This window comes from Paracoccus sp. NBH48 (assembly GCF_015390265.1).
Taxonomy (GTDB): Bacteria; Pseudomonadota; Alphaproteobacteria; order Rhodobacterales; family Rhodobacteraceae; genus Paracoccus; species Paracoccus marcusii.
In genome coordinates this window covers 529,397-543,521 of sequence record NZ_VUOJ01000001.1, presented here as the reverse complement: position 1 = coordinate 543,521, position 14,125 = coordinate 529,397, and the positions used below count along the sequence as shown (strand labels likewise).

Sequence of the window (14,125 nt, the reverse complement as noted above, 5' to 3'; positions counted from 1 at the left end):
GTCACTCCGCGGCTGACAGGATCCGCCGCGACCTTTCGGCCTGTGCAGTATAGCGTTCCTGCCAGTCCGACGGACCGTTCGAGGGGCTGACCTGCACCGCGGTGACCTTGTATTCCGGGCAATTCGTCGCCCAGTCCGAAAAATCGGTCGTCACCACGTTAGCCTGCGTCGCCGGATGGTGGAAGGTCGTATAGACCACCCCCGGCGACACCCGTTCGGTCAGCGTCACCATCAGCGTGGTTTCCCCCGCCCGGCTGGCCAGCCGGACCCAGTCGCCGTCGCGGATGCCGCGGGTTTCGGCGTCATGCGGATGGATCTCCAGCACGTCCTGGCCGTGCCAGGCGGTGTTCTCGGTCCGCCGGGTCTGCGCGCCCACATTGTATTGCGACAGGATGCGCCCGGTGGTCAGCAGCAGCGGGAACCGCGGTCCGGTGCGTTCGTCGGTCGGGATGTATTCGGTGATCACGAAATGCCCGCGCCCCGACTGGAACCCGTCGACATGCATCAGCGGCGTGCCCGTGGGCGCGGCCTCGTTGCAGGGCCATTGCACCGAGCCCCAGCTCCTCCAGCCGCTCATAGCTGACGCCGGCAAAGCTGGGCGTGGTCGCGGCGATCTCGTCCATGATCTGGGACGGGTGGGTGTAATGCCACCCCGCCCCCATCGCGTTGGCCAGCATCTGGGTGATCTCCCAGTCCTCATAGCCGTTGCGGGGCGCCATGACCTTGCGCACGCGGTTGATGCGGCGTTCGGCATTGGTGAAGGTCCCGTCCTTCTCCAGGAACGACGACCCGGGCAGGAAGACATGGGCATAGTTCGCCGTCTCGTTCAGGAACAAGGTCGTGGACGATCACGCATTCCATCGCGGCAAGGCCCGCCGCCACATGATGCGTGTCGGGATCGGATTGCAGGATGTCCTCTCCCTGGCAGTACAGGCCCTTGAAGGTCCCCTCGACCGCGGCATCCAGCATGTTCGGGATGCGCAGGCCCGGCTCGGGGTCGATCTGGACCCCCCAGGCGTTCTCGAAGATCGCGCGCACGTCGGGCATCTTGACGTGGCGGTATCCCGGCAGCTCGTGCGGGAACGACCCCATGTCGCAGGCGCCCTGCACGTTGTTCTGACCGCGCAGCGGGTTCACGCCCACGCCGGGCCGCCCGATATTGCCGGTCAGCATCGCAAGGTTCGCGATCGCCATGACGGTCGTCGACCCCTGGCTGTGCTCGGTTACGCCCAGCCCGTAATAGATCGCGCCGTTGCCACCCGTCGCGAACAGCCGCGCGGCGGCGCGCAGCTCTGCGGCGGGCACGCCGGTCAGCGTCTCGGTCGCCTCGGGGGCGTGGCGGGGATCGGCGATGAACTCGGCATAATGTTGGAACTCGTCCCAATCACAGCGGTCGCGGATATAGGCCTCGTCCATCAGCCCCTCGGTCACGATCACATGCGCCATGGCGCTGATGACGGCGACGTTGGTGCCGGGGCGCAGCGGCAGGTGATGGGATGCCTCGACATGCGCGGACCGCACGATGTCGGTGCGGCGCGGATCGACGACGATCAGCTTGGCCCCCTGGCGCAGGCGCTTCTTCAGGCGGCTGGCAAAGACCGGATGGCCGTCCGTCGGGTTGGCCCCGATGATCAGCACCACGTCGGTCTGTTCCACGCTGTCGAAATCCTGCGTCCCGGCCGAGGTGCCGAAGGTCTTGCCCAACCCGTATCCCGTGGGCGAATGGCACACGCGCGCGCAGGTGTCGGTGTTGTTGTTCAGGAACACCGCACGGGTCAGCTTCTGGACCAGATAGGTTTCCTCGTTCGTGCAGCGGCTGGAGGTGATGACCCCCACCGACCGCCGCCCATGCCGTTCCTGGATGCCGCGCATCCGGTCGGCGGCAAAGGCCAGCGCCTCGTCCCAGGCGACCTCGCGCCACGGGTCCTCGATCCGCTCGCGGATCATCGGTTTCAGGATGCGGTCCTGGTGGGCGGCATAGCCATAGGCGAACCGCCCCTTGACGCAGCTGTGCCCGCGGTTCGCCTTGCCGTGCTTGTAGGGCACCATGCGCACCAGCTGGTCGCCGTTCATCTCGGCCTTGAAGCTGCAGCCGACGCCGCAATAGGCGCAGGTGGTGATGACCGACCGCGTGGGCGTGCCCAGTTCGGCCACCGACTTCTCCTGCAGGGTCGCGGTCGGGCAGGCCTGCACGCAGGCACCGCAGCTGACGCAATCGCTGGAGAAGAAATCGTCGGCGCTGGTCCCGGCGCTGACGCGGCTGTCAAAGCCCCGGCCCTCGATGGTCAGGGCGAACGTCCCCTGCACCTCGTCGCAGGCCCGCACGCAGCGCGAACAGACGATGCACTTGCTGGGATCATAGGTGAAATAGGGGTTGGAGTTGTCCTTGGGAATGAACTGCGGGTTGTCATGCCCCCCGCGCAGCCGGGCCTCGGCCTGCGACCGCGCGCCCGTTCCCGACGGATCGAAATGGTTGTCGCCCGGCGCATAGCGGACGTCGCGCAGGCCCACCTGCCCGGCCGTGTCCTGCAACTCGCAATCGCCATTGGCCGAACAGGTCAGGCAATCCAGCGGGTGGTCGCTGATATACAGCTCTATCACGCCCTTGCGCAGCTTGCGGATCTTGGCCGACTGCGTGTGGACCACCATCCCCTCGGCCACGGGGGTCGTGCAGGATGCGGGCGTGCCGCGCCGCCCCTCGATCTCGACCACGCACAGGCGACACGACCCGAAGGCCTCCATGTTGTCGCTGGCGCACAGCTTGGGGATCTGCACGTCGGCCATCATGGCAGCGCGCATCACCGACGTTCCCTCGGGCACGATCACCGCGATGCCGTCGATGGTCAGGGCGACCGGGGCGCCGCTGCGCGCAGGGTGCCCATGTCGCGGTCGTCGCCGGGCGCGAATTCCGGGATGATGAAGTCTTTCATTCCGCGGCCTCCTTATGGGTGGCGAAATCGTCGGGAAATTGCGTCAGCGCGGACATGACCGGATAGGGCGTGAAGCCGCCCAGGGCGCATAGCGACCCGTCCTTCATCGTCTCGCACAGATCGGTCAGCAGGGCGGCGGCACCCGGATCGCCCGCGGCGATGCGGTCGATCGTCTCGACCCCGCGCACGGCGCCGATCCGGCAGGGCGTGCACTTGCCGCAGGATTCGACGGCGCAGAACTCCATCGCGAAAACGCGCCATCTGCAGCATGTCGGCGCTGTCGTCGAACACGACCAGGCCGGCATGGCCGATCAACCCGCCCGCCGCGTCGAAATCCTCGTATCCCATCGGCGTGTCGAACTTGCTGACGGGCATATAGGCGCCCAGCGGCCCGCCGACCTGCACGGCCTTGACCGGACGCCCGGTCGCGGTGCCGCCGCCGATGTCGTTGACGACCTCGCCCAGCGACATCCCGAAAGGCGGTCTCGAACAGGCCGCCGCGCGCGACATTGCCGGCGATCTGCAGGGTCACGGTGCCCCGCGACCGCCCCAGCCCGAAATCGGCATAGGCCTGCGCGCCCCGTTCGAAGATCACCGGGACGGTGGCCAGGCTGATGACGTTGTTGACGACCGTGGGCTTGCCCAGGAACCCCTCCAGCGCGGGCAGCGGGGGCTTGGCGCGCACCGTGCCGCGCTTGCCCTCCAGGCTGTTCAGCAGGCTGGTCTCCTCTCCGCAGACATAGGCGCCGGCGCCGACCCGCACCTGCATGTCGAAGGCCCGCCGCGAGCCCAGCACATCCGCACCCAGCATGCCGCGCTGGCGGGCGATGACGACCGCGCGTTCCAGCACGTCGATCGCCACGGGGTATTCCGACCGCATGTAGACATAGCCGCGCGTCGCCCCGACTCCCAGGGCGGCGATCGCCATCCCCTCGATCAGGGTGAAGGGATCGCCCTCCATGATCATCCGGTCGGCGAAGGTGCCGCTGTCGCCCTCGTCGGCATTGCAGACGATGTATTTCTGATCGGCGACCGCATCGGCCACGGTCTTCCACTTGATGCCGGTCGGAAAGCCCGCGCCGCCGCGCCCGCGCAGCCCGCTGGCCGTGACCTCGGCCACGATGGCCGCGCCGTCCATGCCGATCGCGCGGCGCAGCCCCGCCAGACCGCCATGGCGTTCGTATTCGTCCAGGTCCAGCGGGTCGATCAGCCCGCAGCGCGCGAATGTCAGCCGCGTCTGGCGCGCGAAGAAGGGAATGTCCTCGACCCGGCCAAGGCAGGGCAACGTGCCATCCAGCAGCGCGCCCACATCGGCGGGCGTCACCGGGCCATAGGCCAGACGCCGGCCGTCGGCCTCGATCTCGACCAGGGGCTCCAGCCAGACCATGCCGCGCGACCCGTTGCGCACGACCTGGGCATCCAGACCCCGCGCGGCGATCTGCTGCGTCAGGGCATCGGCCACGGCATCGGCACCCAGCGCCTTGGCGGCACTGTCCAGGGGAACAAAGATCCTCATCGTGCGGCCTCCAGCGCGGTGACCAGCCGGTCGCCGTCGACCCGCCCCATCAGCTGCCCGTCCAGCATCGCGGCAGGACCGCAGGCGCACAGGCCCAGGCAATAGACCGGCTCAACCGTCACGGCCCCATCGGCGGTGGTCCCGTGCCAGTCCCACGCCCAGCCGGTCCAGAACGCCAGCGGCCATCGCGGCGCCGCCCATCGACTGGCAGGCCTCGGCGCGGCAGATCTTCAGGATGTGACGTCCGGCGGGATGGTCGCGGAAATCGTGATAGAAGCTGATGACGCCATGCACCTCGGCCCGGCCCAGGTTAAGCACGTCGGCCAGCACCGGCACGGCGGCCTGCGGCACGTGCCCCCATTCCGCCTGGATCGCATGCAGCATCGGCAGCAGCGGCCCCTCCAGCGCGGTCAGGGGGGTGACGACATCGCGGATCTCGTCCGCGGTCGGGGCTGGCGCGTCGTTCAGCATGGCTGGCCTTTCAGATATCCGTTCCCCAGAAGACAGCGGGGATCATCTGAAATCAATATCGCAGTTCCGTTGAACGATAGAGAATTTCTATCAAACCATGCGCCGGGCCTCGCTCAGCAGCGCCTCCAGAACCGGGGTGTGCGGCTCCCGCCAGGGGGCGATCAGACCCACGGCGTGGCCCGGTGCCGACCCCTCCAGCGCGATGAGGCGCAAGGGTTTGCCCTGCGCCAGGAAACCGGCGATATCCTCGGGCAGGATGGTCAGCCAGCCACCGGCCATCACATGCGACACCAGCACCACGGTCGAATTCGATTCCACCGTGGCCTGCGGCACCACGCCTGCGGCAGTCAAGGTGCGGTTGATGATGCGGCGGTTCTGCATGTCCTGGGACAGAAGGCACAGCCGCTGACCGTCCAGATCAGACCACGCGACCTGCGCCTGCGCCGCCAGCGGATGATCCTGATGTGCGACCAGCAGATAGCGTTCGTCGTACAGCGGTACACTGCTGACCCGGCCCAGCGGTTCGTTGTCCAGATACGAGATGCCGGCATCCACCTCCAGGTCGTCGATCATCTGCAGGATTTCGGCCGAGGTGGCGCGACAGGATGGTGAAGCCCACGTTCGGATGCGCCGCCCCGAACCGGGCGCTGATCCGCGCGGCCCAGGTCAGCGCGGTGGGGATGACCGCGATGCGCAGCCGGCCCGACAGGCCGTGGCGGACGGCCCGCATCTCGTCGCGCAGCTGGCGGGTGTCGCCCACGATGCGCCGCGCCCAGACCAGGGCCTGCTGCCCCTCGGGCGTCAGCCCGCCATAGCGCGATCCGCGAAAGATCAGCAGGACGCCCAGGCTCTCCTCCAGCTGCTTGATCCCGGCGGACAGCGTGGGCTGGGTCACGCCGATGGTCGCGGCGGCGCGGCCAAAATGGCCCTCCTTGGCCACGGCCAGGAACATCTCCAGCTTGTCGATCATGCGTGGTCCCCCTTTGGCCGCCATCAGGCGCGTCCGGGCAGGCGCGGTCAAGACTTGCCGCGCGGGCCGTCGCGGGTCAGGGGTCGGCGCATGACCGATATCCTGCTGATCCACGGGGCATGGCACGGCGGCTGGTGCTGGGACCGGACCGCGGCCCTGCTGCGGGCGCAAGGCTGGCGCGTGGCCTGTCCCGATGTGGCGGGCGACACCCTGGCCGCCTGCGCCGCGGCCCTGCCCTGGGCGCCGGTGGTGGTGGGTCATTCCCTGGGCGGCATGCTGGCCGAGGCGATGGACCCGGCACCGCGGGTGCTGATCCACCTGTGTTCCTATCTACCGCTGCCGGGCGACAGCGTGGCGTCGCTGGACCGGCTGATCCCCGCGCCGCCACGGAACTGGCCGCGCGACGACCAGGGGCGGCTGATCCTGCCGCCGGACGCCGCGCGGGCGATGCTGTATGACGATTGCGCCGACGCCGATCTGTCCCGCCTGAGGCCCCAGCCGGTCGGCCCGCTGCGCGACCCGCTGCCCGGACCGCGCAAGCAGACCACCCGCCACTATGTCCTGTGCGACCGGGACCGCGCCATCCTGCCTGCCGCGCAGCGCGCGATGCTGGACCGCGCGCCGGTCGATCACCTGCACCACCGGCCCTGGGGGCATTCGCCCTTCCAGTCCGACCCGCAGGGGCTGGCCGACCTGATCGACGCGATCGCGCGCTAGGGCGCGGGGACGGCCACCACGGCCAGGCAGTCGCCGGTCTGCACCAGCCCCGGAAAGTGCCGCGCAGCCAGCAGGCCGGGGCGGTTCGCGCAGACCGTCACGGGCGCGATGCCGGTGCGGTCCACGGGCCAGATGCAGGCCAGCGGCTGCCCCTCGGCAACCTCCTGACCCAGATCGACCAGGGGATGCAGCAGCCCGCCCTGAGGCGCAAAGTGGAAGCAGGCATCGTCGGGCATGTCCAGCATGCGGCTGTCGTCCACTCCTCGACCGGGCCGGACAGGATGCCCGCATGGCGCAGCACGTTTCGCGCCCCGCGCAGCGCGATGGAGACGGTCGCCGCAGTGGCCGTGCCGCCGCCGCCCAGTTCCGTGGTGACGAAGACCTTGCCCTGCTGTTCCACGGTCGTGTCGAACATGCCCACCGCGTCGATTTCCCGCATCATCATCGACCAGGGCGCGCCAAAGGCCCGCATCGCGGCCACGCAGGCCGCCTGCTGATTCGCGTCGTCCAGGTAATGCGCCGCGGCATAGGGCAGGAAGTCCAGCGTCTTGCCCCCCGAATGGTAATCCAGCACCAGGTCGGCGGCGGGCACCAGGACCGTCGTCAGGTAATCCGCGATCTTCTGTGTGACCGAACCATCGGGGCGCCCCGGAAAGGCGCGGTTCATGTTCACCCCGTCGATGGGGCTGACCCGCGTGCCCGCCGCGACCGCGGGCGCGTTCATCGCGGGCAGGATGATCACGCGGCCCATCACCTGCGCGGGCTCCAGCTCCCATGCCAGCTGCTGCAGCGCCAGGGGGCCTTCGTATTCGTCGCCGTGATTGCCCCCGGTCAGCAGGGCGGTGGGCCCGTCGCCGCCGCGGATCACCGTCAGCGGGATCATCACGCTGCCCCAGGCGCTGTCGTTGCGGCTGTAGGGCAGACGCAGAAAGCCGTGATGCTTGCCCGGCGCGTCAAGCGGTATGGTGGGCGTGATCGCGGTCATCCCTTCACCAGCATCCGGCGCGGCAGGGTGCAGAACAGGTCGGGCGCACCATCGGTGATGATGATCGATTCCGTCGTCTCGTACCCCCAGTCGTCCATCCACAGCCCGGTCATGAAATGAAACGTCATGCCCGGCTTTAGCACGGTCTTGTCGCCCCGGCGCAGCGACATGGTGCGTTCGCCCCAGTCGGGCGGATAGGACAGGCCGATCGGGTATCCGGTGCGGTTGTCCTTGACGATGCCGTGGCGGTCCAGCACCCGGAAGAAGGCGTTGGCGACATCCTCGCAGGTGTTGCCGGCGCGGGCGGCCTCCAGCCCCTCGTCCATGCCCTCCAGGACGGCCTTCTCGGCCTCCAGCATGGCATCGGGGGGCTTGCCCAGAAAGATCGTGCGCGACAGCGGCACGTGGTATCGCTGATAACAGCCGGCGATCTCGAAGAACGTGCCCTCCTCGGGCTTCATCGGCTGGTCGTCCCAGGTCAGGTGCGGCGCCCCCGCATCCGGCCCCGACGGCAGCAGCGGCACGATGGCCGGATAGTCGCCGCCATGGCCGGACCATTCGTCATAGCGCAGGCCCGCATCATAGATCTCGGCCACCAGGTCGCATTTGCGCATGCCGACCTCGACCTTGTCGGCGATGCGGCGGTGCATGCGCTCGACGATGCGCGCGGCCTTGCGCATGTATTCCAGTTCCTTCTCCGTCTTGACGGCGCGCTGCCAGTTGACCAGCGAGGCGGCATCCGTCAGCCGCGCACCGGGCAGGCCCGCCGCCAGGCAGGCATGGGCCTTGGCCGAATACCAGTAGTTGTCCATTTCGACCCCGATGGTGCCCCGGTTCCAGCCCAGATCGGTCAGACGGGCGGGCCAGGTATTCCATCGGGTGACGCTCGGTCGATTGGACGTAATGGTCGGGATAGCCGATGATCGCGTCCTCGGGCATCCAGACGGTGCGCAGCGCACCCTGTGCGTCCTGCCCGCGCCCGAACCAGACGGGCGGGCCCGACGGCCCGACGATCACGCATTGATGCACATAGAACGACCAGCCGTCATAGCCGGTCAGCCAGGCCATGTTGGACGGGTCGCTGACGATCAGCGCGTCCAGGCCCTGGCGCGCCATGCGGGCGCGGGTGCCGGCCAGCCGGGCCTCGTATTCCTCGGTCGCGAAACGTTCGGGCGTGCGTTGCAGTTCAGGCATGGGACGGACCTTGCGTCGGGGGGTGAATTACCAGCTGCGGGTGCGGAACAGCGCGCCCGGCCCGCGGCCCGGGATGCGCGCGCGGTCCAGCATCGCCCAGAACAGCGCCTGGTTCGAGGTGACGACCGGTTTGCCCAGCAGCCCCTCCAGCGTGTCGATCAGATCCAGCGCGGGCAGCGCGGTGCAGGACATGAACAGCGCCTGCGCGTCAGGGTGGTCGCTGGCCAGCGCCATTTCGGTGATCTCGGTCGGGTTCAGCATGGCCATGTCGCGGTCGTCGGCATGACCCATCGACGACCGGCGGACGACATCGATGCCATTGGACGCGAAATGATCGCCGACCAGGTCGGTCGTCGCCGCCAGATAGGGCGTCATCAGCGCGACCCGCGCCACGCCCAGCGCCGCGAACGCCCGCAGCGCCGCGCCCGCGGGCGTGGTCACCGGCGCGCGCCCCCCGGCCAGCGCATCCATCGTGTCGCCCAGCACCGCCGCGGCGGAGGTGCAGCCGAAGCCGATGCCCGACAGCGCCACGCCCGGCACCAGCAGATCCACCGCGGCGCGCAGGCGCGGGCCGGTGGCGCGCAGGTTGTCCTCGGTCGTGGGGTTGTCAAAGGCGATGCGCGTGACGTGCAGCCGGGTTCCGGGCGGCATCAGGCTGGCCGCGTCACCCTCGATCGTCAGGTCGGTGGCCAGGGCCACCAGCCCGAACCGGTTCAGATTGTCCTGCATGCGGCTCCCCTTACCCGTCGATGGACAGGTCGCGCAGGAACAACGCGATCTGCGGGAAAAAGATCAGCAGGACCGATACCGTCAGCAGCATGATCACGAAGGGCGGCGTGCCGCGGATGACCTCCCAATAGGGCCGGCGGAACACCGCGATGGCCGTGAAGATGTCGCAGCCGAAGGGCGGCGTGGCGCTGCCGATGGCGACCTGCAGGGTGATGATCGTGCCGACCAGCACCGGGTCCAGCCCCGTCGCCTGCACCACCGGCGCAAAGATCGGCACCAGCACCAGGATCACCACGATCGGGTCCACGAACATGCAGCCGATGAAGAACGCGATGGAGATGGTGAACAGCACGCCATAGGGGCCCATGCCGTCGATGCCGATGCCGGCCAGGATCTCCTGCGGGATCTGGGCGAAGCTGATGACATAGCTGAAGGCCGCACCGGCGCCGACCAGGATGAACACCACCGCGGTGATCAGCCCGGTCGATTTGGCGGTCGCGAACAGCTGGCGGAGCGACACCTGTCGAAAGACCAGCATCTCCAGCACCAGGGCATAGAGAACGCAGGCGGCCGCGGCCTCGGTCGGAGAGAAGACCCCGCCATAGATGCCGCCGATGATCAGCACCGGAAAGCCCATCGGCCAGATGGCCCGGCGCACGGCGCGCAGCCGGTCGGGCCAGGGCATGCGCGGTTCCGTCGGCACGTCGTGGCGCACCGCATAGACATAGGAGTAGATCGAGAACATCACCAGGATCAGCAACCCCGGCCCGATCCCCGCCAGGAACAGTTCCGCAATCGACGTGCCCGACACGACGCCATAGATGATCATGCCGATCGACGGCGGGATCAGGAAGGCGATGTCGGATGCGTTCACGATCAGCGCCAGCGTAAAGGAATCGCTGTAGCCCGCCTTCAGCAGGCGCGGCCGCATCGGGCCGCCCACCGCAACGACCGTGGCCTGCGTCGACCCCGACACCGCGCCGAACATGGTGCAGGCCCCCGCGGTCGAGATGGCCAGCCCGCCCTTGACGTGGCCCAGAAAGGCCATGACCACGTCGATCAGGCGGCCCGCCGACTGGCCGCGGGTCATGATTTCGGCCGCGAAGATGAACATCGGCACCGCGATCAGGCTGGCGGGCTGGATGCCCGCGATGACCTGCTGGACCAGCGTCTCCAAGTGGCCGATGCCGCCGAAGATCGCGACAAAGCCCACGACCGAAGCGACGATCAGCGGGACCATCATCGGAAAGCCCAGCAGCAGCAGCACGATCATCGTGCCCAGGATGGCGGTGGTCATGCGTCGGCGTCCTTCTGCGGCAGGTCGTACCCGTCGCGCACGGCGGTCGACAGCCAGATGTCGGGGTCCCTGAGGTTCTTCAGCGCGGTCAGCGCGTATTGCAGGCCGGTCAGGAAGAAGCCGGCGGGAACCCAGACGATGATCCACCATTGCGGGATGCGCAGCGCGGGCAGAACCCTGCCCCGGCCCGCCTGGCTCATGACATAGGACAGCGCGAACCACGCCAGCACCAGCAGCAGCACCGCCGTCAGCGCCGATATCGCCACCAGCATCGCCTTGCGTGCCCTAGGCGGCAGCGCGTCGGTGATGGCCGACATGCGGATGTGGCGCCCGTGCCGCGCGCATAGGACATGCCCGCGAAGGTCACCAGGACGATCAGCGCCTGGTTGACCTCCTCGGCGAAATAGAGCGAGCGGCCAAAGACGAAGCGGCCGACGACATTGGCGACGGTGTTGAACGCCATCGCCAGCACGCCGATCGCCAGCGCCACGGCCTCCAGCCGGGCGATGGCGCGGTCGGCCACGCCCAGGACGCCGGGCAGACCGGATTCGTACAGCGCATCGTCGATGTCGTCCTGCGCCTGCGTCGCCTCGGCCGCGGCAAGGATGTCCGGGTCGTCGGCCGGGCCTGGGGGCCGGTCACCTTTGGTCTCTGGCGTCATGGCCACCTGTCCATCATCGTTCGCTTAGGCGCCCCGCCCCGCAGGACGGGACGGGGCACCGGGATCAGCCCTGGGCCGCGGCGGACAGGTCCGCCTTCATCTGGTCCAGAACCTCCTGTGCGCGGGGACCGCCGATCTCCAGGAAGGTCTCCTCGACCTGGGCGGCGGTGTCGCGGAAGGGCGCGCGCTGCTCCTCGGTCAGGGTGGTCACGGTGACCTCGGGGCGGTCGGCGGTGATCTTCTCCAGCGACGCCTCGGTCAGGCCCTGCTGATATTCGATGATGTGGTCGAACGCCGTCTTGGCCGCGTCGCGGACCACCTGCTGGTCCTCGGGGGACAGGCCCTCGAAGAACTCCTGGTTGGCCATCAGCGCGGTGGTGAAGTTGTTGTGGCCCAGCCGGGGTGATGTGGTCCTGAACCTCGTACATGCGGGTGGATTCGATGAAGAAGGCCGGGTTCTCCTGCGCATCGACGATGCCGGTCTGCAGGCCGCCATAGACCTCGCCCCAGGGCAGCGGCGTCGGCGTGGCGCCGAAGGCCTGATAGCTGCTGACCAACAGCGGGTTGGTCATCACCCGTACCTTGACGTCGTCGAAATCGGCGGGCGCCGCGATGGGCCGGTTCGAGGTGACCATCACCTCGCCCTCGGGGTACATGCTCAGCAGCTCCAGCCCCTGCTGGGCGTACAGCTCGGGGAAGATCGTGTTGATCGCCTCGGAATTGCGGAAGAAGGCGAACAGCTGGTCGTCATCCTCGGGCAGCAGATAGGGCACGAAGAACACCTGCGCCTCGGGGATCAGCGATCCGGTGAAGCCGGGCGACTGGTTCACGAACTGCAGGATGCCCGACTGGGTCTGCTCCATGATGTTGTCGGATTCGCCCAGCGTGCCAAAGGGGAACAGCTGCACCTCATGGGTCGGAATTGGCCTCGACCTCCTCCTTGAACTTCTGGGCATAGACGCCCTGGACCTCGTCCAGCGCCTCCTCGAAGGCATAGCGCCAGGTGTCGGCCATGGCGGCCCCCGATCCCAGGATCAGGGCGGTCAGGCTGGCGGTGGCAAGGCGGAATGCGGGGCGGGTGGTGATGGTCATGATACCTCCTGTTGGGGCGGGCCCTGCGCGCGGATCGCACGGGCCCTTCTGCGGCAGGATTCGGACCTTTCGGACCGTTCCGATTGGACCCGATGGTTCGGGACAAGCGGAATCCAAGTCAATTGATGTATTAAATCATGACAATTCTGACCGCGAGAGTCAAACAGGTCGCCCGATTGTCCTGCCCTCAGCCCGGAAGGACTGCCGAGACGATGCGCAGCGCCTGTTCAAGATCGCGCGTCGTGGCCCCGCCCAGCGACACGCGCAGCGCCGGCCCCTGGGGCAGGATCGCAAAGCCCGCGCCGGGCGCCAGCGCGACCTGGTGGGACAGCGCGGTGGCCAGGGCCGCGCCTTCGTCGGTGCCGGGGTCCAGCGGCATCCAGCGGTGCAAACCATGCAGGAACCCCTGCGCACGCTGGCCCAGGACGCGCACCGCCAGCCGGTTCCTTGCGGCCAGTTCGCTGCGCTGCGCCGCCAGCAGCGCGTCCGCCGTGCCGCCGGTGATCCAGTCATGCGCGATCTCGGCCATCAGGGGCGTGGCCATCCAGGCCATCGACAGGTGCCGGTTCAGCGCGGCCTCTGCCATTTTTTCGGGCATCGCCAGAAAACCCAGGCGCAGCCCCGGCGACAGGCATTTCGACAGGCCCGTGAAATAGAAGCTGCGCTCCGGCGCGAATCCCGACAGCGCGGGCGGGCGGCGAGGCGGCATCGGCCCCGTGGGGTCGCTTTCCAGGATCATCAGCCCGGCTTGGGTCGCGGCGCGGGCCAGGGTCTCGCGCCGGTCTCGGTCCATCACCCGCGCCCGCGGCCCCCCGCCCGAGGGCAGCAGGAACACCGCCTTCATCCGCCCGCCCGCCGCCCGCGCGGCCCGGATCAGCGCGTCGGGGTCCATGCCGTGTTCGTCGTCGGGGATGCCCTGCAGGCGCAGGTGCAGATGCTGGGCCGCGGGCCGCAGCGTGTGGCAGGTGGCGGATTCGGTCGCGATGATGTCGCCGGGCAACGCCACGCATTGCAGCGCCACGAACATCGCGGGCGTGGTCCCGTTTGTGATCAGGATCCGCTGCGCCGGGACCACCATCCCGCAGCGGGCCAGCCACGCCGCGGCCATGCCGCCATACAGCGACATCGTCTGGCGCGGGCGGAAGGACAGCATCGCCGGGTCGGGCAGACGGTCCGACAGGCGCAGCAGCGTCTCGCTCCAGGCCGTGCGGATCTGGGGCAGCGCCACGGGGGTCATCATCGACAGGTCGATCGGCGGGCGGTCGGTGGGCGCGCGGAACCACGGCACCTCGATCGTCTCGCGCGGGCCGGATCGCACGAAGCTGCCGCGCCCGACCTCTCCCGAGATCAGGTCGGCGCGGATCAGCTCCTCGTACGCGCGGCTGACGGTCTGGACGCTGACGCCCAGCTGCCAGGCCAGGTCGCGATGCGGCGGCAGGCGCGTGCCGGGCGGCAGGCTGCCCGCGTCGATCGCCGCGGCGATGCCCTGGGCCAGGCTGCGATAGGCGGGGCGGGTGATGTCGGTGCGTCTCAGGGGCCAGTGGGACATGGGATGCAGGATCG

General features: G+C 68.7%; 8 protein-coding genes and 7 pseudogenes. 1 reads left to right on the top strand and 14 read right to left on the bottom strand.

Translation table 11 applies throughout. From position 1 onward, the window contains the following. Position 1 precedes the first annotated feature (1 nt). From fdhF to F1642_RS15220, 4 pseudogenes are all read right to left on the bottom strand, one after another. Positions 2–2,930 (bottom strand): annotated as a pseudogene (fdhF, locus tag F1642_RS02645) (formate dehydrogenase subunit alpha). After that, positions 2,927–4,446: pseudogene (locus tag F1642_RS02640) on the bottom strand (formate dehydrogenase beta subunit). Before F1642_RS02640 ends, fdhF begins: the two co-directional pseudogenes overlap by 4 nt. Beyond that, positions 4,443–4,917, bottom strand: a pseudogene (locus F1642_RS02635) (formate dehydrogenase subunit gamma). Before F1642_RS02635 ends, F1642_RS02640 begins: the two co-directional pseudogenes overlap by 4 nt. 90 nt (positions 4,918–5,007) lie before the next feature. Continuing rightward, positions 5,008–5,887, bottom strand: a pseudogene (locus F1642_RS15220) (LysR family transcriptional regulator). Between the two features lie 90 nt (positions 5,888–5,977). Between F1642_RS15220 and F1642_RS02620 the strand changes: the two are divergent. Then, positions 5,978–6,604, top strand: coding sequence for an alpha/beta hydrolase (locus tag F1642_RS02620; protein WP_194885385.1), 627 nt, complete (start codon positions 5,978–5,980; stop codon positions 6,602–6,604). Here the strand turns inward: F1642_RS02620 and doeB are convergent. The 10 genes and pseudogenes from doeB to F1642_RS02585 form a co-directional block, all read right to left on the bottom strand. Beyond that, a pseudogene (gene doeB / locus F1642_RS02615) lies at positions 6,601–7,589 on the bottom strand (N(2)-acetyl-L-2,4-diaminobutanoate deacetylase DoeB). The gene F1642_RS02620 and the pseudogene doeB overlap by 4 nt on opposite strands. Next, positions 7,586–8,783: pseudogene (gene doeA, locus F1642_RS02610) on the bottom strand (ectoine hydrolase DoeA). The pseudogenes doeB and doeA overlap by 4 nt, the downstream one beginning before the upstream one ends. Before the next feature lie 27 nt (positions 8,784–8,810). Next, positions 8,811–9,512 (bottom strand): aspartate/glutamate racemase family protein, encoded by a 702-nt coding sequence (locus F1642_RS02605; RefSeq protein WP_194885384.1) that lies wholly within the window; start codon positions 9,510–9,512, stop codon positions 8,811–8,813. Positions 9,513–9,522: 10 nt separating this feature from the next. Further along, positions 9,523–10,809 carry a TRAP transporter large permease gene (locus F1642_RS02600; RefSeq protein WP_194885383.1) on the bottom strand — a complete coding sequence of 429 codons (1,287 nt, stop codon included), beginning with the start codon at positions 10,807–10,809 and terminating at the stop codon, positions 9,523–9,525. Then, positions 10,806–11,126 (bottom strand): TRAP transporter small permease, encoded by a 321-nt coding sequence (locus tag F1642_RS16270; protein ID WP_370582753.1) that lies wholly within the window; start codon positions 11,124–11,126, stop codon positions 10,806–10,808. Before F1642_RS16270 ends, F1642_RS02600 begins: the two co-directional genes overlap by 4 nt. Beyond that, entirely contained in the window at positions 11,057–11,470 is a 414-nt protein-coding gene (locus tag F1642_RS16265; RefSeq protein ID WP_370582752.1) for a TRAP transporter small permease, read from the bottom strand. Before F1642_RS16265 ends, F1642_RS16270 begins: the two co-directional genes overlap by 70 nt. Positions 11,471–11,534: 64 nt before the next feature. Next, complete coding sequence (locus tag F1642_RS16260) at positions 11,535–11,837, bottom strand: hypothetical protein (protein WP_370582751.1); 303 nt, start codon at positions 11,835–11,837, stop codon at positions 11,535–11,537. Positions 11,838–11,931: 94 nt separating this feature from the next. Further along, positions 11,932–12,333 (bottom strand): annotated as a pseudogene (dctP, locus tag F1642_RS16255) (TRAP transporter substrate-binding protein DctP); the annotation flags it as partial. 46 nt (positions 12,334–12,379) lie between these two features. Continuing rightward, positions 12,380–12,562, bottom strand: coding sequence for a hypothetical protein (locus tag F1642_RS16250; protein ID WP_370582750.1), 183 nt, complete (start codon positions 12,560–12,562; stop codon positions 12,380–12,382). Positions 12,563–12,749: 187 nt separating this feature from the next. Further along, entirely contained in the window at positions 12,750–14,111 is a 1,362-nt protein-coding gene (locus F1642_RS02585; protein ID WP_194885382.1) for a PLP-dependent aminotransferase family protein, read from the bottom strand. Positions 14,112–14,125 lie beyond the last annotated feature (14 nt).

Excerpts from the sequence above, each read along its gene's own strand:
- F1642_RS02620 (WP_194885385.1), top strand. The coding sequence starts at position 5,978 with ATGACCGATATCCTGCTGATCCACGGGGCATGGCACGGCGGCTGGTGC.
- F1642_RS02605 (WP_194885384.1), bottom strand. The coding sequence starts at position 9,512 with ATGCAGGACAATCTGAACCGGTTCGGGCTGGTGGCCCTGGCCACCGAC.
- F1642_RS02600 (WP_194885383.1), bottom strand. The coding sequence starts at position 10,809 with ATGACCACCGCCATCCTGGGCACGATGATCGTGCTGCTGCTGCTGGGC.
- F1642_RS16270 (WP_370582753.1), bottom strand. The coding sequence starts at position 11,126 with ATGTCGGCCATCACCGACGCGCTGCCGCCTAGGGCACGCAAGGCGATG.
- F1642_RS16265 (WP_370582752.1), bottom strand. The coding sequence starts at position 11,470 with ATGACGCCAGAGACCAAAGGTGACCGGCCCCCAGGCCCGGCCGACGAC.
- F1642_RS16260 (WP_370582751.1), bottom strand. The coding sequence starts at position 11,837 with ATGGCCAACCAGGAGTTCTTCGAGGGCCTGTCCCCCGAGGACCAGCAG.
- F1642_RS16250 (WP_370582750.1), bottom strand. The coding sequence starts at position 12,562 with ATGACCATCACCACCCGCCCCGCATTCCGCCTTGCCACCGCCAGCCTG.
- F1642_RS02585 (WP_194885382.1), bottom strand. The coding sequence starts at position 14,111 with ATGTCCCACTGGCCCCTGAGACGCACCGACATCACCCGCCCCGCCTAT.